General features: G+C 66.8%; 17 protein-coding genes. 12 read left to right on the top strand and 5 right to left on the bottom strand.

Translation table 11 applies throughout. The features are described from left to right. The 4 genes from FMM79_RS04545 to FMM79_RS04530 all read left to right on the top strand — a co-directional run. Positions 1-1,633, top strand: a 1,633-nt coding sequence (locus FMM79_RS04545) for a transferrin-binding protein-like solute binding protein (protein WP_205466480.1), incomplete at its 5' end; no start/stop codon positions are given. A 15-nt stretch (positions 1,634-1,648) separates the two neighbouring features. Continuing rightward, complete coding sequence (locus FMM79_RS04540) at positions 1,649-2,992, top strand: surface lipoprotein assembly modifier (protein WP_240338978.1); 1,344 nt, start codon at positions 1,649-1,651, stop codon at positions 2,990-2,992. Between the two features lie 128 nt (positions 2,993-3,120). Continuing rightward, positions 3,121-4,635 (top strand): HWE histidine kinase domain-containing protein, encoded by a 1,515-nt coding sequence (locus FMM79_RS04535; protein ID WP_148626365.1) that lies wholly within the window; start codon positions 3,121-3,123, stop codon positions 4,633-4,635. 31 nt (positions 4,636-4,666) lie between these two features. Continuing rightward, positions 4,667-6,535, top strand: a complete 1,869-nt coding sequence (locus FMM79_RS04530) for an FUSC family protein (RefSeq protein WP_148626364.1) — start codon at positions 4,667-4,669, stop codon at positions 6,533-6,535. Positions 6,536-6,653: 118 nt separating this feature from the next. On the opposite strand, the gene FMM79_RS04525 is transcribed toward FMM79_RS04530, so the two are convergent. After that, the gene (locus FMM79_RS04525) at positions 6,654-7,286 is read right to left on the bottom strand and encodes an outer membrane protein (RefSeq protein WP_148626363.1); all 633 of its coding nucleotides are present in this window, start codon (positions 7,284-7,286) and stop codon (positions 6,654-6,656) included. Between the two features lie 171 nt (positions 7,287-7,457). Here FMM79_RS04525 and FMM79_RS04520 point away from each other — a divergent pair, with 171 nt between their 5' ends. Next, positions 7,458-7,805 (top strand): hypothetical protein, encoded by a 348-nt coding sequence (locus FMM79_RS04520; protein WP_148626362.1) that lies wholly within the window; start codon positions 7,458-7,460, stop codon positions 7,803-7,805. Between the two features lie 11 nt (positions 7,806-7,816). Then, on the top strand, positions 7,817-8,350 hold the full coding sequence (locus tag FMM79_RS04515) for a hypothetical protein (protein WP_148626361.1): 534 nt from the start codon (positions 7,817-7,819) through the stop codon (positions 8,348-8,350). 18 nt (positions 8,351-8,368) lie between these two features. Here the strand turns inward: FMM79_RS04515 and FMM79_RS04510 are convergent, their stop codons facing one another. Further along, positions 8,369-9,433, bottom strand: a complete 1,065-nt coding sequence (locus tag FMM79_RS04510; protein WP_148626360.1) for a phytanoyl-CoA dioxygenase family protein — start codon at positions 9,431-9,433, stop codon at positions 8,369-8,371. 267 nt (positions 9,434-9,700) lie between these two features. Here FMM79_RS04510 and FMM79_RS04505 point away from each other — a divergent pair, with 267 nt between their 5' ends. From FMM79_RS04505 to FMM79_RS04490, 4 genes are all read left to right on the top strand, one after another. Further along, complete coding sequence (locus FMM79_RS04505) at positions 9,701-10,495, top strand: aspartyl/asparaginyl beta-hydroxylase domain-containing protein (protein WP_148626359.1); 795 nt, start codon at positions 9,701-9,703, stop codon at positions 10,493-10,495. 84 nt (positions 10,496-10,579) lie between these two features. Continuing rightward, the gene (locus FMM79_RS04500) at positions 10,580-11,530 is read left to right on the top strand and encodes a phytanoyl-CoA dioxygenase family protein (protein WP_148626358.1); all 951 of its coding nucleotides are present in this window, start codon (positions 10,580-10,582) and stop codon (positions 11,528-11,530) included. Positions 11,531-11,626: 96 nt separating this feature from the next. Next, the gene (locus FMM79_RS04495) at positions 11,627-12,868 is read left to right on the top strand and encodes a putative DNA modification/repair radical SAM protein (RefSeq protein ID WP_148626357.1); all 1,242 of its coding nucleotides are present in this window, start codon (positions 11,627-11,629) and stop codon (positions 12,866-12,868) included. Then, complete coding sequence (locus FMM79_RS04490; protein WP_148626356.1) at positions 12,865-14,289, top strand: UdgX family uracil-DNA binding protein; 1,425 nt, start codon at positions 12,865-12,867, stop codon at positions 14,287-14,289. The genes FMM79_RS04495 and FMM79_RS04490 overlap by 4 nt, the downstream gene beginning before the upstream one ends. A gap of 74 nt (positions 14,290-14,363) precedes the next feature. On the opposite strand, the gene FMM79_RS04485 is transcribed toward FMM79_RS04490, so the two are convergent. The 3 genes from FMM79_RS04485 to FMM79_RS04475 all read right to left on the bottom strand — a co-directional run bounded on the left by FMM79_RS04485 (position 14,364) and on the right by FMM79_RS04475 (position 16,180). Then, positions 14,364-14,783, bottom strand: a complete 420-nt coding sequence (locus tag FMM79_RS04485) for a hypothetical protein (protein ID WP_148626355.1) — start codon at positions 14,781-14,783, stop codon at positions 14,364-14,366. Between the two features lie 436 nt (positions 14,784-15,219). Further along, positions 15,220-15,834 (bottom strand): TetR/AcrR family transcriptional regulator, encoded by a 615-nt coding sequence (locus FMM79_RS04480; protein ID WP_148626354.1) that lies wholly within the window; start codon positions 15,832-15,834, stop codon positions 15,220-15,222. 28 nt (positions 15,835-15,862) lie between these two features. Further along, positions 15,863-16,180 (bottom strand): WGR domain-containing protein, encoded by a 318-nt coding sequence (locus FMM79_RS04475; RefSeq protein ID WP_148626353.1) that lies wholly within the window; start codon positions 16,178-16,180, stop codon positions 15,863-15,865. Between the two features lie 268 nt (positions 16,181-16,448). On the opposite strand from FMM79_RS04475, the gene FMM79_RS04470 reads away from it, so the two are divergent. Both FMM79_RS04470 and FMM79_RS04465 read left to right on the top strand, forming a co-directional pair. Further along, positions 16,449-17,642 carry an AAA family ATPase gene (locus FMM79_RS04470; protein WP_148626352.1) on the top strand — a complete coding sequence of 398 codons (1,194 nt, stop codon included), beginning with the start codon at positions 16,449-16,451 and terminating at the stop codon, positions 17,640-17,642. A 116-nt stretch (positions 17,643-17,758) separates the two neighbouring features. Beyond that, on the top strand, positions 17,759-18,913 hold the full coding sequence (locus FMM79_RS04465; RefSeq protein ID WP_148626351.1) for a ParB/RepB/Spo0J family partition protein: 1,155 nt from the start codon (positions 17,759-17,761) through the stop codon (positions 18,911-18,913). Positions 18,914-18,917 lie beyond the last annotated feature (4 nt).

The raw sequence follows: 18,917 nt of genomic DNA, 5'->3' as shown, positions 1-18,917 counted from the left end.
GGGTGGCGGCGGGGCCATCGGTAGCGTGCCCCCCGCACCGACGCCGACCAATTCGTCCCTCGCCGATCTGCGCTATGACCAGAGCTTTGCGAACGACGCCGCCGCAATTGCAGTGGCCTGGGACATGACGACTGGCACCGGGATCAGCAGCCGCCCCGAGCCGGTGAGCCTTGCCATTGCCTATGATGCGGACACCAATGGCTATACCATCTCGGCCAATGACGTCGTGCGCACGTTCCTCCCGTCCGACATCCAGTCGACCAGCGAGAACGATACGGTCTACCGTGTTGACGATACGCGGCTGACCTTGATCTCCAAGGGCTATGCTGGTGAGCTCACGACGAATTACGTCCGCATGGGCCTGCTTCAGGATAACCGCGTCGAGGGATCGCTCCAGTCGTCCGATCTGACCAGCTTCACCTACGGCTTGCCGACCCGCGCGGCGGCGACACCGCGCAGCGGCAGCGCGGCCTACGCGACGCAGGCCTTCGGGGCTTCCACGGCTCCGGGCGAAGAGCCGAAGGCTTTCATGGGCAGTGGCCAGATCGACTTCGATTTCGCGCAAGGCATCTTCAGCGGCCATAGCTACCTCAACGAATACGGCCTCGTGAGCGGTTCCCATATCTCGGGTGGCGGGATCGAGCTCACGACCGTGGGGCAGATTTCGTCCCAGGATGCCTCGCTGACCGGCACGGCCGTCTTCGGGGGCATGGACGGGACCGTCACCAGCGAACTGAACGGCAGTCTTTACGGACCGGACGGACAGGAACTGGGCGCCAGCTTCAGCGGCCAGAACGCGGATGGCATGTCGGTGACGGGCTCGATCGTCGGCCAGCAGGACGGCGCGCTGACGCCCGCCAACCTGTCCTTTGCCAACATGACCCAGGAGCAGCGTTTCATCACGCAGATCTCCCAATATGCACGCGGCAGCCTGACCTGGCAGAACAGCGAGACCTTCCTCTTCCACGGCTATTCCTCGGACCAGAGCGGCGGGCAGTTCACGATCTCGGACAAGGTCGACGGGCGCGCCAATTTCCGGACCTACCAGAAGACCTTCGACAACGCGTACTACGGCACGCAGGACGTCACGCTGGAACTCTACCAGACCGGCGCGGCCAATTCCGAGTTGGCCCTGACCTATGCCAGCTTCGGGCACTGGCAGGGCTCGCTTCCGGCCAGCTACAACGGACCGGCCCATGAATGGTTCGCCTATGGCTTCCAGACCCCGAGCTACGCACTCGACAATCGCACCGGCTCGGCCAGCTATGAGGGCGTGGCCTATGGCACGGGCATGTCGAACAGCGCCCGCTACGATGTCAGCGGCACCTCGCGCATGGACGTGGACTTTGGCTCCGACACGTTCACGGGCGCGCTCGCGCTGAACGGCGTCGAAACCGTCACCAACGCGCCGGCCGATTTCGGCTCGATCGCGTTCTCGGGCACGATCAACAGCCGCGCGAGCATGTTCACGGGCGATTTCCAGGCCGGGGGCAGCCTGGGCAGCGCCATCTCGGGCCATTTCTACGGTCCCGACGGCGGGGAAGTGGCGGGAACCTTCGTCTTCAATGCCCCCGACGGCAATCCCATGGCCGGCACCAATGTCCAGGGCGCCTTCGCCGCCACGCGCAGGTAACCGCGGACATCTGACGTGCTGGTTGTCCTGGCGGCGGCGCTGGCCGCTGCACCTCCCCTGCCCGGTGCCCCTACGGCCGACATGGCGCCGGCCGACGTGGCGGTGGCCGCGCCGGTTCGCGCGCGCGACCTCTCCGCAATCGAGGTCTTCGGCATTGCAAAACGGATGGAAAAGGCTGGCCACCCCGACGAGGCCCTCCGCCTCTACGAGGCGCTGAACCAGGACCAGAACGCGGACGTGCGCGCCGAAGCGCGCTTTCGCAAGGGGCTCTTGCTCGCCTCGCTGGAGCGATACCGGGAGGCGGCCATCGCGTTCCGGGCGCTGCTCGACGAGCAGCCCGAGGCCTCACGGGTCCGGCTCGAACTCGCCCGGGTGCTCGCCGCGATGGGTAACGAGGGTGCCGCGCGGCGGGAGCTGCGCCAGGTTCAGGCCACGGGCCTGCCCGAAGAGGTCGCCCGCGCGGTGGGGCAGTTCGACGCGGCCCTGCGCTCGCACAAGCGCGCCGGGCTGCGCCTTGAACTCGCCCTTGCCCCCGACACCAACGTCAACCGCGCGACCGAGGTGCGCACGCTCGATACGGTCATTGCCCCCCTCACCTTGTCCGAGGACGCGCGCGCGCAGTCGGGCCTGGGCCTGCGCCTGTCCGGCGATGGCTACTGGAAGGTTCCGATAGGTCAGGGTTTCAGCATTGTCCCGCGCGTGAACACCCTCGCCACCCTCTACGGCAAGAGCGCCTTTAACGATATCACCACGACAGGGCTGATCGGCCTGGAAGTGCAGCGCCAGCACGACCGCTTCATTCCCTCGATCGGGCACAGCTGGCGCTGGTACGGCCAGAAGGCCTATATGCAAAGCGACATGGTGACGCTCGAGTGGATTCACGTCCTGGGTCGCCGCGCCCAGGTGACGACCTCGCTGGGCGCGGCACGAACCGATTTTCCACGCAACGAGCTGCAGGACGGGGCGCTCTATATAGCCAGCGTAGGTGTCGAGCGTGCGCTGTCGGCGCGCGGCGGCATCAGCGCCACGCTCACCGCCTCGCGCCAGACCGCACGCGACCCGGGCTATGCCAGCGCGGCGGGGGGCCTTCGCCTGCTGGGATGGCGCGAGGCCGGGCACACGACCCTCTACGCCTCGGCCATGGCGCAGCGCACGGAGGGCGACGCGGCCCTGGCGCTCTTTGGCGGGCGGCGCCGCGAGTGGTTTGTGAACGCACGCGCCGGGGCGACCTTCCGGGCGCTCACGGTGCACGGCATTGCCCCCTATGTGCGCGTCGGCTACGAGCGCAATGCGTCCAACGTCGTCCTCTACGATTACCGGCGCCTCACCAGCGAGTTCGGGGTCACCAGCAGCTTCTAGTTCCGGGGCAGGCCCAGTCCACGGGAACAAGGCCTGTCCCCGCGCGATCCTCCTTCATCCGATTGACAAAGCACGGGGTGCCCCCCACGCCGGTACCCCGTCCCTGCCAGCCACGCGAGTTCCAGCGCATGAACATCGATTTCAAAGCGCTCCTCGCGCTCTCGCCCAATCCCTACATGGTCCTTGACCCGGACCTGACGATCGTGTGGACCAATGCGGCCTATCGGCGCAGCACGATGCGTAGCGAGGAAGACCTTGTCGGCACCAACGTGCTGGACGCCTTCCCGAGCGAGCCGGGCAGCGAAAGCCACGAACTGCTCGTCTCTTCCTTCGCACGCGTACTCAAGGAGAAGAAGCCTGATGAGATCGCGCTGATCCGCTACGATATCGCGCGCCCCGATGGCTCCATGGAACCCCGGTACTGGAGCGCCACGCACACCCCGATCCTCAATGAGAACGGCGAGGTGTCGGTATTCATGCAACACACCGTCGACGTCACCGAAATGCACAACTTGCGCACCATGCGCGACGAATTCGATCTGGTGCGCCGCGCCGAAGCCGTGCAGACCCGCAACCTCGATCTGCAAACGCAGATGAAGCGCATGACGGCCACGTTCGAACAGGCGCCCGGATTCGTCTGCTTGCTGAGCGGTCCGCACCACGTCTTCGAAATCGCCAATGCCGCCTACTGCGAGCTCGTCGGACGCCAGAACCTTCTGGGCAAGACCGTTGCCGAGGCCCTTCCCGAAGTCGTGCGCCAGGGCTTTGTCGACATTCTCGACAATGTCCGGCGCGGGGGGCAACCCTACATCGGACATGCGCAGGAAATCGTCTTCGAGAGTGGCCCCGATGGCGCGCCGGTGCGCCGCTACATCGACTTCATCTATCAGCCGATCGTCTCGCAGGACAAGGTTTCGACGATCCTGGTGCAGGGCCAGGACGTGACCGAAACGGTGCTTGCAGCACGCCAACAGGACCTGCTCATCAACGAACTCAACCACCGCGTGAAAAACACCCTCGCCATCGTCCAGAGCCTTGCCCACCAGTCGTTTCGCCACATTCCGGGCGCGGGGGCCGCCAGGGAGGCCTTCGACACCCGCCTGCGCGCGCTGGCCCGCGCCCACAATCTGCTGACCGAGGCCGCCTGGCAGTCGAGCGCACTGAGCGAGGTCATCCGCGAGGCCACGGCGCCCTGCGGCGATCCCGCCCGTATCGAGGTCGAAGGCCCCGAAGCCTGGCTCAGCCCGCGCCTGACGGTTGCCCTCTCGATGACGCTGCACGAGTTGACCACCAACGCGATCAAGTACGGCGCGCTCTCGAACGATCGCGGCCGGGTCCGCATCCGCTGGCAGCGCGCGCCCGAGGCCCCGCACGCGATGACACTGGAATGGAGCGAGGAGGATGGCCCTGTGGTCGAGATCCCGGCGCACAAGGGCTTTGGCACCCGCCTCATCGAAGGCAGCATGGCCGCCGAATACGGGGGCTCGGTCGTGATCGACTACCTGCCCACCGGCGTGCACTGCACGATGGGCTTCATGGTCCCTGTCGCCCCCCCCCGCGCAAGCGGCAAGCTATACACGAACCTCCCCGGCCTGACGCGCCCTTCTCAAACCCGCCCTGGCGGGTTAGCCCTCGGGCGATGACACGCCTACCCCGCGACGACGGACACCAACCATGACCGCGCCGACAACGCCCCGCTCTCCCGCGGGCCCTGATGTCCGCCAGCCTCGCCCTCCGGCCGCGCGCGCGGGGGGCACGCTGCGCGCGCTGGCCCGACGTCTGGAGCTGCGCTCCTATGGGCTTGTCCCGGAACATTTCAGCGCAGCCGAAGGCGCTCGGGCGGCGCTCGCGGTAGCGCTGCCGCTGGCGCTGGCCGTCGCGCTTGGGGAAAAGCTGCTCTCTTGGTCCGTGTTCGCCGCGTTCTGGACCTGTCTGTGCGATCCCAGCGGCCCGGACCGCCTGCACCGCCGCACGCTCGGCGCCTTCACGCTGTGCGGAACGCTGGTCACCTTCGCGGGCGCCTCTCTGGCCCACGCGCTTCCCGGCCTGCCGGTGCTGACCGGTCCCGCGCTCGTCTTTGCCATCGTCATGGTCAGCCCCTTCGTCGCGCGCGAGGGGCTCTTTGCCACGCTGCTGGCCGTTGTCGCGGTGGTCGCAGTCGGCTTTGCGCAAGCCCCGGCACTCGCTCTGGTGCAGGCCCTGGCTTTTCTGGCCGGGGCAACCTGGGCCTGGCTGCTCATCAACGTGATCTGGCGGCGCGACGCGCGAAAGCCGCTCGAACGCGCGCATCTCTCGGTGCTGCTGCGCCTGCAGGACATGGCGGGCGAGCTGGCGAACCTGGGCGGACAGACGCACCGCGATGCGCAGTGGCACAGCGAACACGGTCAGCACCGGCGCGCGGTGCGCCTCGCCATAGAGCGGCTGCGCGGCCTTCTGCACCAGTTCGCCCCACGAGATGACATTGCGCGCCAGCAGCGCGCGCCGGAGGCCGGAGAGCAGCTCTTCGCCGCGCTTATCGCGCTTGACCAGGCCTTCATCGACGGCCGCGAACCTGCCCATGAGCGCCAGCGGACCGCGCGCGCCTGCCGCACCGCGCTGCGGGCCTGGCAGGTCGCCTATCGCCGGGCCGCGAACGGGCGGGTGGAGGACGCGCAGGCCGTGCTCGACTGGACCGCACGGCGCCTTGGCCGCAGCCGGGCGGCCTGCCCGAGTGCCCTCTTGCGCGGCGGCCTTCTGGCCTTTGAGCATGCCCTGGCTCTGCCCCTGACGGCACCTGGCCGGCGGGAGGCGACACCGGCCAATCCCTTGTCCCGCAGCGTCCCGCTCCGACGGGCGCTGCGCCTCACCGCCGCGCTCGTGGTCGTCTACCTCGTCGCGCGCGGCTTTGCTCTGGGCTATCCCTACTGGGCTGCACTTGCGGTGATCGTGGTCCTGCAGGGCGGATCGCGCGTGACGTGGACGCGCGCGCTGGAGCGCATTGCCGGCACGGCGCTGGGCGGCGGCGCGGCCATGGGGGTGGTCTACCTGAACGGTGGCGACGAGCTCTCGCTCTCGCTTCTGGCAACCTTACTGGCGGCCATCGCGATTGCGCTGCGCGCGGTGAACTACACGCTCTTCGTGCTGTTCCTCACCATGCTGTTCGTGATCGTGACCGAGATACTGCAGCCAGGGAGCGGGATCGCCTGGGCGCGCATTCTCGACAACATCGTGGGGAGCTTGGCCGCGCTGCTCGCTGTCCTCGCGCTTTGGCCCGATCTTGGCGTACCGCTGGAAGAACGCCTGCGCGCCGGGATTGCGGCCAATCGCGCCTATCTCGACGCGGTCGAAGACGATGCCGACGAAACCGAGATCGAGATCCGCCGCCGCGCCGCTGGCCTCGCCAGCGTCGAAGCCGAACTCGCCCGCCACGAACTGGGTAACCTGGTGCGCCGTGCCGGCGTCCATGAGAATCTGGGACAGGTACAGCTGGAGCTGCGGACGATCGCAGGGCGGGCCGCGATGGCCCGGCTGATCCAGCTCGGGACCGAAAGGCCGGGCATCTAGGCGGACAACAGGAAAATATCTTCCAAGGGGCCATCGCCCCTTGACCGTAAAATGGGCAAAGTGGGCAATGTGGCGAGCCCGGGGGCGACCGCCCCCGGAGCCATATCTTTGAGAGACCTTAGCGGAAACGCACGCCCACACCGGCCATCACGCGCTGGCGCGAGCTGTTGCCGTGGTAGTTCGAATAGACGTACTGCAGGTTGGCGTAGATCGGAGTGTCGCCCTTGACCACATCGTATTCGACGCCGCCGCCGACCTGATAGCCATCGGCGTTGTAATGGTCGTAGACCAGCTGGGTACCTGCGGCGTTGTCGATGCGGCGGCGCTGTTCGCCGTTGACGTAACCGCCCTTGCCGAAGACGAGGAGATCAGGCGTTACCAGATAGCCTGCACGGATCGCCGCGCCCCATTCCTGGAAGGCCTTGTGGCAGATCGAGTTGGTGTCGGGCAGCGCGGTGCAGTTCTCCGAATCGTCACCAGTCCAGTAGCTGCCCTCCGCGCCGATCACGAAGCGCTCGGCAATGATGCCGTCGAAGCCAACCGTGCCGCCGTAGCCGAAGCTGTCGTCGTGATTGCCTTCCGACTGGAAGCGGTCGCCACCGATATTGCCTTCCACGCGGATGCCGCGGAACTGGGTGCCTCCTCCGGTCGTCGCGGCCTCGGTCTGGGCCATGGCGGGCGAGGCCGTCAGAAGCGCGGGCGCGGCAATGGCGGTTGCGGCAGCGAGGGCAAGCGAAAGTGTCTTGGTCATGTCATATCCCGGATAGATGCGTGAAAGGATCGCCCGGCGCCAACCTCCTATTGCTGCACTAAGTTCCCGGATACAGGGCACTTCTTCGATGAACCGAGGCAGGTGCATCGATATCCTGATGATCCTGCGCTAAAGCGGGGGTCTTGCCGTTCGGTCCTCGGGAATGCTGCCATGTCGCTTATAGAACACGCCCTCTTCGCGCTGGCGATCCAACTTTGCATCGGCCTGTGCTGCCGCAACTGGTGGGCTGGCGCGGCGCTGGCGTGCGGCTATTTCATGGGCCGCGAACTGGCTCAGGCCGAATACCGCTGGATCGAGGAATTCGGGGGAGGCCTGCGCGCGAACATGCCCTGGTGGGGTGCCTTCGACGGACGGGTCTGGCCCAAAGCGGACCAGTGGGCGGACTGGATCGGCCCGCTGGTCGTCACCCTGCCGCTGGCGGCCGTGATGGAGCGGCGCAAGCGCGCGCAGGCTCGCCGCCGCACGGTTTCGCTGGCATCCCCGCTGTCCGGCGACTAAGGGCGCGGACCATGCCGCACATCAAGGACCTCGCCCAGCTTGCCCGCCACATCGCCGCCCACCATGGCTGGGATGCGGCGCGTGCCTTCAAGGCCTACACCCTCGACGACGCCGACGGGGCGACCCTTTCGCGCACAGGGCTCGACCTGCTCAAGGTCTTTCCCACGCTGGACGATCCCGCCCCGCCGCTGAGCGCGGCGCTCGCGGTCAGCCTGGAAAAGCGCATGCCAGACGCGCCCGTCCACGTCGTCACCGGCGCGCTGCTTGTCGAAGGCGTGCCACTGCTTGAAGCGCACAGCTGGGTCATGGTCGGGCCCCACGTGGCCGACATCGCGCTGTTCCGCCTCGCCTATTCCGCCAGCGACCCGGCCGAGCTGTCGCGTCACGTCCACCGCGTCTTCGGCGAAGGCAAGGCGCTCTACGTCGATCACTGGTCGCGCACGAAGCGCACCGGACTGACCTACCGGCCAGAGGCTGTGCTCGATGCCGAGACTCTGAATGCCCGGATGGCACAGGCCTACCGCCTGATCGCCGCCGAGAGCTGAGCGAGCCGAACCCGCGGTTCAGGCCGCGCCGTTCGCGCCCTCTTCTTCGACCCGTGCGTCGATGGCGCGGCGCGTGCCGACCGGCTGCCAGGGCTGGCCGATGCGCGCGGCGAAACGGTCCCGGAAGGACCACAGCCAGCCCACCCGCCGCTCGGCGAGGCCGGGCAGGCTGAGCGCGTCCCCGCCCAGCCAGGGCAGGAAGGGATTGCGCCGCGAATAGGACCATATCTCGACCCGCTCGCCCGCCTGCTGCGCCGCACCGCGGGCATGGAAGCCGCCGGTATCGGCCACCACCAGCGTGTTGGCGGGAACGGCCAGCCCTTCGGGCGCGCCGTAGCCCATCTTGGCCAGATCCTCGGGCCCCGCGCGCGGCGAACCGCGGGCCGACAGCCGGTCGATGCTCACAGGATCGCGCAGACTTCGGTGATACTCCCAGTCGAGCCGGGCAGGCGTGTAACGATGCGAACCGCGTACATAGGTGAAAGGACCATCCTCGGCGCGCACCGGATTGAGAAAGAGCCAGGCCTTCATCGAGGCGTGAAAGCTGTCGGCGTGGATCGTCTCCTGCGGGTCGGGGCCGCCCTCTCCGCAATGGCTCACAATGGTCTGGATGTAGTGCAGCGGTTCAGTGCGAAAGCTCGCCACGTAGTGGAACAGGGCGCGCAGATCCCGCCTTGACAGAAGCGTCCGCAGCGCGGGGATGGCCTCCAGCATCTGCGGGTCGATCGCGATGCGCCGGGTGATCGCATCGCCCTGGCGCATTTCGCGCGCGGGCGCCTCGTAGGACAGCAGCGCGCGGCGCAGGGCGGCAAACTCGGCCACGGGCACCACGTTCTCGATCGCTACGAAGCCATCGCGGTCGAACGCGGCACGCCAGTCGGCCGGAACGTGCCGCGCCAGACGCCGACGCCGCCAGCGGCACAGGATATCGGCCGCGCGCACGCGGGCACGGTGCAGCCCCAGGCGGTTGAGCCGCGGCGAACCGATCAGCGGATGGTCGAGAAAGCTCTTGGCCGAGGTCGCCAGTTGCAGCGTCCAGAAAGGAGCAAGCAGAATAGCCCGGGCCCGGGCAAAGATCGTCATCGTGGTATCCGTCAGCGTCTCTCGCGCCCCCGGCATCGCTGCACGGGCGGGGGCGCCCTGCCTGTGCGTTTCGCTCGTCCTCCCGGCAATGGCAAGAGGATTGGACGTGTGTCTGGACCACTTCGAGGTATTCATCGCCCGGATGCCACGGTTCGTCACGCCGCCGTGGCGAAGATGCGGCTTCGGACGCTCTCAATACCGTGCAATTTCGCGTAGGAAGCCTATAGAGGCTGATCGAAACAGGCTAGCATCTGTCGGAGCAAGTAATTGAGCTGGAACGATACTCTTAATGCACGCGGGTGGAAGGTCCCGTTCGTCAACAAGTCCCTGTTCCAGATCGGCAAGGAACTGCGCCCGGCCATCGACCGCACCATCCTGCGCCATTCCAAGATCCCGGACACGGCCATTCAGGACACGGCCAGCTTCCCCTGGATCGCCGAGATGGAAGCGAACTGGGAGGCGATCCGCGATGAGGCTCTGCGCATTCGCGCCGAGGACATTCCCTCGCTCGGCGAGATCTCGTTCGACCATGGGCGCATCGCGGCCGACCGGCGCTGGCGGGCCTTCTTCCTCAAGGGCTATGGCTACACCATGAAGGCCAACGCCGCGCGCGCGCCCGTTACCGCTGCCCTGCTGGAACGCATTCCCGGCCTTGTCACCGCCAACTTCTCGGTGCTCGAAGCGGGCGGCCATATCCCCCGCCACTGGGGCATGACCAAGGGTATGCTGACCTGGCACCTTCCGCTCAAGGCCCCGGCCGAGCGCGAAAAGTGCCGCATGCACATCGAGGAAGGCGAGACTCTCCACGTCCTCCACTGGGACGATGGCAAGTCGTTCCTGTTCGACGACATGTTCAACCACGAGGTCTGGAACGAGACCGGGGAGGACCGCTATATCCTCCTCGTCCAGATCAAGCGGCCCTGCCGCTGGCGCGGAAACCTGATCCAGGAGATCTTCCTCAAGGGCGTGCGCCACTCCCGCTTCGTGCAGGATATCCGCAAGGCGATTGATCGCGCGGGGAGCAAGACCACGGTGTCGGCGTCCGAACGAGCGCCCCTTTAGCGGCTCCTGCGGGATATCTATACAACTGGGAAACGCGACTTTATTGGCTATTTGGCCGTTTATTCAAGGAGAAAGGCCCTGCCCGTGAACGACACTCCGCTTCCGGGCATTCCTCTCATCGAATCCCCCCTCTTCGCGCAGGAGGTGGAAGGCCTGGGGCTGACCGCCGGGGAACGGCGCATCGCCGAGGATCTGCACACGCGCGGGTTTGCCGTCCTGGATTTTCCCGATACCGAGATCGACGCGCGGATCGCGCGTATTCAGGCGGACCTGGGGCCGCGCTACGCGGGCATGGAGCTGTCCGATCCCGACAGCGACAAGACCCAGGGCGAGCGACGTATCCAGGATGCCTGGACTTTCCATGACGATGTGCGTGCCATCGCCGCGAACCCGGCCATCCTGGATCTTCTGGGCACGCTTTATGGCCGCCCCGCCTTCCCGTTCCAGACCCTGAACTTTCCGGTCGGAACCCAGCAGGGCGCGCATTCGGACGCGGTCCATTTCTCCAGCCTGCCCGAGCGCTTCATGTGCGGGGTCTGGCTGGCGATGGAGGACATCACGCCCGAGAACGGGCCTGTGTTCTACCTTCCCGGCTCGCACCGCTGGCCGATCATGACCAACGCGATGATCGCCCGCCGCGGGTTCGGCACTATTCCCGAGAGCGCCCAGGCTCCCTACGAACGGGCGTGGGACGCGCTGGCCAAAGCCGACGGGCTCCGCCCCGAGCCCTTCCTCGCCCGCAAGGGCCAGGCCCTGATCTGGAGCGCCAACCTCCTCCATGGCGGCAGCCTGCAGACCGACCCCCGCCGCACGCGATGGTCGCAGGTGACGCACTACTACTTCGAGGATTGCATCTATTACACCCCGGCCTATTCGGACGAGGCGGTGGGGCGCCTGCACCTGCGCGAGCCGGTGGGCATCCACGACGGCGTTATCCGCACCAGTACCTACCTGGGCGAAATGGTGAAAATGCCGCGCCGACGCAAGGGCCTGCGCCGTCTCATCGGCAAGCTTGGACAGGCCCTGGCCAGCTAGGCACCCTCGGGCTCCCAGAGCTGGCCAGCCCCCCTTTCCCCTCGGATCATCGCAAGCGTCTTGCAGACGGCAAAAGAAGAACATATCAAGAACGATATGTCGCAACTTTCCGTCCTCGAACGCCTCGAAATTCTCGCCGATGCCGCCAAGTACGATGCCTCCTGCGCCTCGTCCGGCACTGCCAAGCGTGACAGCCGGGACGGCAAGGGGCTCGGCTCGACCGCGGGCATGGGCATCTGCCACGCCTATGCGCCGGACGGGCGGTGCATCTCGCTGCTCAAGCTGCTGCTGACCAACCACTGCATCTTCGACTGCCATTACTGCGTCAATCGCAAGAGCTCGAACGTGCGCCGCGCGCGCTTCACCCCGCGCGAGGTCGTGGACCTCACCCTCTCCTTCTACCGCCGCAACTACATCGAGGGGCTGTTCCTGTCCTCGGGCATCGTGCGCACCGCCAGCCATACGATGGAGCAGCTGATCGAAGTCGCGCGCAGCCTGCGCGAGGACCATGATTTTCGCGGTTACATCCACCTGAAGACCATCCCCGAGGCCGAAGCCGAACTGGTGGAACGCGCGGGACGCTGGGCAGACCGCGTCTCCATCAACGTCGAACTGCCGACCGAGCAGGGCCTGGCCCGCCTCGCGCCCGACAAGAAGACCCGGCAGATCGAGGGCGCCATGGGCACCGTGCGCGACGCGATCGTTGCAGGCAAGGATGCCAGTGCGCGCTACCGCTCCGCCCCGCGCTTCGCCCCGGCCGGCCAGTCGACACAGATGGTCGTGGGAGCCGATGGGACAAACGACACCCAGATCGTCGAACGCGCCAGCACGCTCTACCGCGGTTTCGGTCTGCGCCGGGTCTACTATTCGGCGTTCAGTCCGATCCCCAGTTCAAGCGCCGTGCTTCCCCTGAAACGTCCGCCGCTGCTGCGCGAACACCGCCTCTACCAGTCCGACTGGCTGATCCGCTTCTACGGCTTTTCCACCAGCGATGTGCGCCGCGCGGCGGGGCCGGAGGGCATGCTCCCGCTCGACATCGACCCCAAGCTGGCCTGGGCGCTGGAAAGCCGCGAGGTCTTTCCGGTCGATCTCAACCGCGCCCCGCGCGAGATGCTGCTGCGCGTGCCGGGCCTGGGCACCAAGGCGGTCGACGCGATCCTTGCCGCGCGCCGCCACCGCACGCTGCGCCTGGAGGATGTCGCGCGCCTCACCGTCTCGGTGCGCAAGCTGCGCCCGTTCGTAACAACCACCGACTGGCGCCCGGTCACCCTGCTCGATCGCGCGGACCTGCGCGCGCAGCTTGCCCCCAAGCCCAAACAACTCGAACTCTTCGCATGATCGTGGCTACTCTGCAGGAACCCGACGACTTCGAGGCGTGGCGCGATGAAGCTCGGCGCCTTGTCTCCCAAGGCCATGCCCCGCACGAGGTGTCCTGGCGCGACGCAGCCGAGAGCGAGGACCTGTTCGCGGCGCCCCCTGCCCATACCTTCTCACCCGCACCGGCAACTTCGGCCCGGACTGTCCGCGCCAACCGGGCGTTTCTTGATCAGGCGCATCTTGCCATACTCCACCGCGACGGCGCGCGGCTTGACCTCCTCTACCGCATCCTGTGGCGGCTGCAGGATGAGCCCCGCCTGCTGGGCGATCCCGCCGATCCCGATGCCGGCGCGCTCCACCGCCTTGTCCGGCAGGTTCGGCGCGACATTCACAAGATGCGCGCCTTCCTGCGCTTTCGCGCGATGCCCGAGGACACGGGCCCGCCCCGTTACCTCGCCTGGTTCGAGCCCGATCACCGGATCGAGCGCGCCAACGCGGCCTTCTTCCGTGACCGTTTCGCCAGCCAGCGCTGGTCGATCCTGACCCCGCGCCTGACCCTGCACTGGGACGGGAAAAGCCTGAACGAAGCCCCTCCGGCACGGCGCGAGGACGTGCCTGCCCACGATGCGACCGAAGACCTGTGGTTGGGTTATTACCGCTCGATCTTCAACCCGGCGCGCCTCAAGGTCGGAGCCATGGTCAAAGAAATGCCGCGCCGCTACTGGAAGAACCTGCCCGAAGCCGCGCAGATCCCCGCGCTCATCGCCGGGGCGCAACAGCGCGAGGCGGCGATGATCGCAACCGGCGCCCCGCCTGCCGACGAACCCGCCCCCACGACCCGCGAGGCTCTGGCAGACGGTATCGCACAGTGCCGCCGCTGCCCGATCGGGTGCAACGGCACCGCCCCCGTTCTGGGCGAAGGCCCGCTCGATCCGCCGCTGCTGATTCTGGGCGAACAGCCGGGCGATACCGAAGAGCGCACGGGCCGCCCGTTCGTCGGCCCTGCGGGCGAACTGCTCAATGCCCATCTCACGCGCGCAGGGATCGCGCGTGCGCAGGCCTACGTCACCAACGCGGTCAAGCACTTCAAGTTCGAGCGCCAGGGCAGGCGCCTCCTGCACCAGAACCCCACCGCGAACGAGATCGACCACTGCCGCTGGTGGCTGGAAGCCGAGCGCGCGCTGGTGCGCCCGCGTGCGATTCTCGCGCTAGGGGCCAGTGCGGGGCGGGCTCTTCTCGGGCGTACCCCGTCCATCGGCCGGGAACGCGGCTGCCCCATCCCCCTCCCCGATGGCACGCCGATGTGGCTGACCGTCCATCCCAGCTACCTCCTGCGCCTCAACGGCGCTGCCAGCACGCGCGAGACCGAACGCTTCAAAGCGGATCTCGCCCTGGTGTCAGCCCACCTTGCACGAGAAAATCGCCTGCACACGCCTGCCTGAGGTCCACGCAGACCGCCGGGGAGCGATCGGATCGACGGGATCTGGCCCGGCCCCGGCCGCGAGACGCCGCAAGGCTACGCCCGGGAGGAACCCGGGAGACCGGCCGGACAACTGCGCGCACGGCCTATGCTGTCGACGAGCACGCCGATCTGAGTGTCGCTGAAGCCCGCTGCCTCGGCTTCGTGCAGGACCGATGCGGGAAGGAGAAAACCCTTGTGCCAGGCTTGGACGACCAGGCGGCGCAGGGCTTCGAGACGAGGATTGGCGAGCTGACGCGGAGGGGGCCTTGGCCCCAGCACAAGGCGGGCGAGCCGCCCGCGCGGGCGCTGCGGGCGCAAGCTCTCCAGTGTATCGCCATGCGCCAGTTGCACCACGCGCAGCTCCATGGCGTCGAAGTGGGATGCAAGATCGGCCCGGTGGGCTCCGTCCGGATCAAGCTCTGCGAAATTGGGCAGCGCGTGCAGCGCCGCATCCCGGCAATCGAGGAAAGCCATGGTGAGTGCTCCTGGAATGAAAGCCCGACGCGCGCCTGGTGGGTAAGGCGGGGGGGACAGGCGCGCGTCAGGGCCCTCCACGGCGCGAGGGAGGCCGGGAGTGGGGGACGTCGATCAGACCGAGAGACCCGTCACCGCGAAGAGGCGACAGCCGCTTGGGCCGGATATCGGAAATGAATTCGTGCGAGCCACGAAGGGGCACGCCGGGTTCGTGCCGGGGGCCTTAGCCCGAGCTTTGGCGATGGTGGACTGGGTACATCGGCTCTTCCCCTGTTGCAGTGCACGTCGAGCGGACTCTTTGTGTACCGTCCGGTATATATTAAGCCAGGGTGTACGGTCAACCGATTTTTATATACCACATGGTATAGAAAGCGTAACGCGCCGGATTGAAGGCCATGAACAGCCGCCGATTTTCAGAAAATCGCGTCCCCCGCGCTTAAAGCCCCGGCCACATCGCCAGGAAAGCCTCAATGACACCTTTCAGTTCGCCGCGGGAGGTTCCGCCCTGGGCCTTGACGGCGAGGCCCTGCAGCACCGTGGAAAGGCACTGGGCCAGGCCTACGGGATCGCTGCCTTCGGGCAGGTCGCCTTGGGCCTTCGCCTCCTCGAACCGCGTAACGAGTGCAGCATCCGAAGACTGGCGCCGCGCGATCATGTGGTCTCGAATCGAGGTGTCTTCATTGGTGCAGGACAGCAGGCTGATGACGCCCAGGCATCCCTGGCGTTCGGCCGAACCGCAATAGGTGTCGAGCGAGCCGAGCAACAGGCGCTCGGCCACCCCGCGCGCGGTAGGCGCTTCGAGCGCAGCGCGGATATAGGCCAGCTTGTCGCGCTCGTAGAGGTCGAGCGCCTTCTTGAAGAGCGCTTCCTTGTTGCCGAAGCAGGCATAGAGGCTGGGCTTCGTGATGCCCATCGCCTCGGTCAGTTCGGCCAGCGAGGCGCCTTCGTAGCCATGCTTCCAGAACACCTGGAGCGCCGAGCCCAGAGCCACCTCGGGATCGAATTCCCGGGGTCGACCGCGCGACTTGGCAGGGCTTTGCGAACATTTCATACCAATCGGTATATAGGGGCCCGACCCGCTAAATCCAGTGAAGATGCTGGCCCGCCTCAACCGATCGATAGGCCACTGCGATGCGCTGCGGCGCGCGAAGCCTTCGCTGCAACAGGGCGCGCAAAGGCCCACGCGCGGCCTGTGGATCGGCAAAAGACAGGCTCTTGCCCTGCCCCCGGGTTCCAATCCGGCCCCAGCTCCAGACAAGGCAGATGCGCCCGAAAAGGTCACGATCGACCACCATGCGCCAGGACCGCGCGAGCCCGCGCTCCGGCGCGCGGGCCTCCAGCGCAAGAGACCCGCCTTCGGGCGCGAGCAGCCGGTCAAGAGTGCGTTCGATATCCATCGCCGCAAGTTGAGGGCACGCCTGCGCGCGCGTCCAACGCAAAAATCGAATCAATCGTGTCCCGCCTGATTCACGCAGGCGATCAGCGCCGTGTCGTGAAGCCATACGTGCGCCTTGTCAGCCCTTCTTCCTTCGATTTGCCGCTCGTATGCGATTGTGCGGCCCGAATGGGCCGGAAATTGCACGCTTTCGCGCGCCGAAACCTAGACTGAACGAAATTTTCCGAATACCCCTCTGCGAACGTTCAAAAGAACTGTCAGAGGGTCAAATGCATTCAGAAGTCGAACGCCTCTCCGAAATGGCCCAAGCCGGGGAGCGGATGATCGAGCGTCTGCGCAAGCAGGCGTTCCTGCCCGACAGCCGCAAGGGGCTCAACATCCGTTTCGGCATTGCCGAGGCGGCGCAACTGCTGGGCTGTTCTACCAACCGCATCCGCATGGCCGAGGACGACGGACGTCTTCCCCCTCCCCCGCCGACCGAGAACGGACGTCGTCCCGGCTATTCGATCGAGGCGCTCCAGCACATGCGCGAGGTGCTGGGCGCAAGCCCTGCCCGCGCGCCGCTCGACCGCCCCGCGATGATCGCGGTGCAGAACTTCAAGGGGGGCGTGGGCAAGTCCACGGTCACCACCCACTTGGCCCACTATTTCGCAATCCAGGGCTACCGCGTCCTCGTGGTGGACTGCGACAGCCAGGCGACCACGACCACGCTGTTCGGCTTTAACCCGCACTTCAACATCACGCGCGAGCAGACGCTCTATCCCTACCTCTCGATCGACCCCACCCAGACCGATTTGCTCTACGCGGTCCAGAAGACCCCCTGGCCCAACGTCGACCTGATCCCGTCCAACCTCGAACTGTTCGACGTTGAGTACGAGCTGGCCGCAAGCGGCGCGGACGGGGGCTCGGTGCTCGCCTCGCGCTTTCGCAAGCTTAAGCAGGGCCTCGAGGACCTCGCCCGCGATTACGACGTGGTGATCCTCGATCCGCCCCCGGCGCTCGGCACCATCAGCCTCGCCGTGATGCAGGCGGCCAACGCGCTGATCGTGCCGCTCGCCGCGACGACGCCCGACTTCTGCTCAACCGTCCAGTTCCTCTCGATGATGGATCAGGTGACTGGCCAGCTCTCCCAGGCTGGCCTTACCGTCGACTATGACTTCGTGCGCCTCTTGTGCTCCAAGTTCGATGGCAACGATCCCAGCCACGCGATGGTGCGCCAGATCATGGAGCAGACCTTCGGCCCCGCCCTCCTTCCCGTCTCCATCCTGGAGAGCGCGGAGATCAGCCACGCGGCGCTGCGCATGATGACCGTTTACGAACTGGAACGCCCGATCGGCTCTGTCCGCACGCACAAGCGTTGCCGCGCCAATCTGGACGAAGCCATGGCCCAGGTCGCCGCGCTCGTGCGCCGGGGATGGGGTCTGGCGGCCCCCGCCAGCCCGGAGGCCGTGGTCAATGGGTGACGCAAATTTCATCGCCGCTTTGCAGAAAACGGTTTCCTACAGGGCTACTGTTCACCATATGTTCGACCTCACCCGCTCGCCCTTCCCTGCCCTGACCTACGCCCGGAGGTAGTCCCATGGCCCGCAAGCAATCCGATTACCTCGCCAGCCTGCTCTCGGGCGAGGACGACACCACCGAGACCAAAGCCGACGCGCACACACCCTCCCCTGCACCTTCAGCGCATGAGCACGGGCAGGCTCCGCCGTCCGATACACCCGATCCTGTGGCCCCGGCTGAAGGCGAAGCGATCTCTCCGGCCCCGCGCTCCAGCACCCGCGCCGGCCTTTCCTTGCTTGGCCGTGAGAATGCGCTCGCCCGCGTGGCGAGCGGCGAAGTGCGCCAGGTCACTCAGCTCCTGCTCGACCCGGCCCGCGTGCGGGTATGGGATGGCAATGCGCGTAACCAGGCCCGGCTCTCCGAAGATAGCTGCCGCGACCTCATCGATTCGATCCTTGCCGAAGGGGGCCAGAAGGTCCCCGCCGTCGTGCGCCATGTCACGGGCGATCCCGACCACGACTACGAGCTGATCGCGGGCACCCGACGCCACTTTGCGATCTCGTGGCTACGCGCCCATTCCTATCCTGACATGAAGCTGCTGGCCCAGGTCGCCGAGCTTGATGACGAGGCCGCCTTCCGCCTCGCCGACATCGAGAACCGCGCCCGCCGGGACATCACCGACATCGAGCGTGCGCGCAACTACGCCGAGGCCCTCCCCATCCACTATGGCGGCAAGGCCGTGCGCATGGCCGAGCGGCTCAAGCTGTCCAAGGGCTGGCTCTCCAAGATGCTGAAGGCCGCAACCATCCCCGACGAGGTCCTCGCCGCCTTCGCGGATCCGGCCGAGCTGACGCTGAACCCTGCCTATCGCCTGGCCGGAGCCTTGGACGACAAGGCCCGCGCCCGCGCTATCCGCAAGGAAGCCAAGGCCATCGCCGCGCAGAACGCCAAGGCCCGCTCGGAAGGTCGCGCAGGCCTGCCCGGTCCGGTCACGCTCAAGCGGCTGCTGGCCGCGAGCGACCTCGCCGATAGCGGGCAACCGCTGGCAGCAAAGGATTTTCGCATGGAAGTTTTCGGCCCCTATGGGCGCACGATCCTCGCGGTGAAGGACGTGACCCGGCAGGGTGTGACGATCCAGCTGCCGATGGCCAGCGGAGCCGGCGACGATCAGCTGGCCGACGCGCTCAAGGAAGTGCTCGACGTTCTGCGCAAGAACGGCATCTCGGTCAGCTGAGGCG

This window comes from Novosphingobium sp. BW1 (assembly GCF_008107685.1).
Taxonomy (GTDB): Bacteria; Pseudomonadota; Alphaproteobacteria; order Sphingomonadales; family Sphingomonadaceae; genus Novosphingobium.
The sequence above is the reverse complement of the archived record's forward strand: the minus strand, read 5'-3'. Positions and strand labels throughout refer to the sequence as shown.

What these genes read in the sequence shown, in the direction of transcription:
- FMM79_RS04535 (WP_148626365.1), top strand. Translation starts at nt 3,121, where the DNA reads ATGAACATCGATTTCAAAGCGCTCCTCGCGCTCTCGCCCAATCCCTAC.
- FMM79_RS04530 (WP_148626364.1), top strand. Translation starts at nt 4,667, where the DNA reads ATGACCGCGCCGACAACGCCCCGCTCTCCCGCGGGCCCTGATGTCCGC.
- FMM79_RS04525 (WP_148626363.1), bottom strand. Translation starts at nt 7,286, where the DNA reads ATGACCAAGACACTTTCGCTTGCCCTCGCTGCCGCAACCGCCATTGCC.
- FMM79_RS04520 (WP_148626362.1), top strand. Translation starts at nt 7,458, where the DNA reads ATGTCGCTTATAGAACACGCCCTCTTCGCGCTGGCGATCCAACTTTGC.
- FMM79_RS04515 (WP_148626361.1), top strand. Translation starts at nt 7,817, where the DNA reads ATGCCGCACATCAAGGACCTCGCCCAGCTTGCCCGCCACATCGCCGCC.
- FMM79_RS04510 (WP_148626360.1), bottom strand. Translation starts at nt 9,433, where the DNA reads ATGACGATCTTTGCCCGGGCCCGGGCTATTCTGCTTGCTCCTTTCTGG.
- FMM79_RS04495 (WP_148626357.1), top strand. Translation starts at nt 11,627, where the DNA reads ATGTCGCAACTTTCCGTCCTCGAACGCCTCGAAATTCTCGCCGATGCC.
- FMM79_RS04490 (WP_148626356.1), top strand. Translation starts at nt 12,865, where the DNA reads ATGATCGTGGCTACTCTGCAGGAACCCGACGACTTCGAGGCGTGGCGC.
- FMM79_RS04485 (WP_148626355.1), bottom strand. Translation starts at nt 14,783, where the DNA reads ATGGCTTTCCTCGATTGCCGGGATGCGGCGCTGCACGCGCTGCCCAAT.
- FMM79_RS04480 (WP_148626354.1), bottom strand. Translation starts at nt 15,834, where the DNA reads ATGAAATGTTCGCAAAGCCCTGCCAAGTCGCGCGGTCGACCCCGGGAA.
- FMM79_RS04475 (WP_148626353.1), bottom strand. Translation starts at nt 16,180, where the DNA reads ATGGATATCGAACGCACTCTTGACCGGCTGCTCGCGCCCGAAGGCGGG.
- FMM79_RS04470 (WP_148626352.1), top strand. Translation starts at nt 16,449, where the DNA reads ATGCATTCAGAAGTCGAACGCCTCTCCGAAATGGCCCAAGCCGGGGAG.
- FMM79_RS04465 (WP_148626351.1), top strand. Translation starts at nt 17,759, where the DNA reads ATGGCCCGCAAGCAATCCGATTACCTCGCCAGCCTGCTCTCGGGCGAG.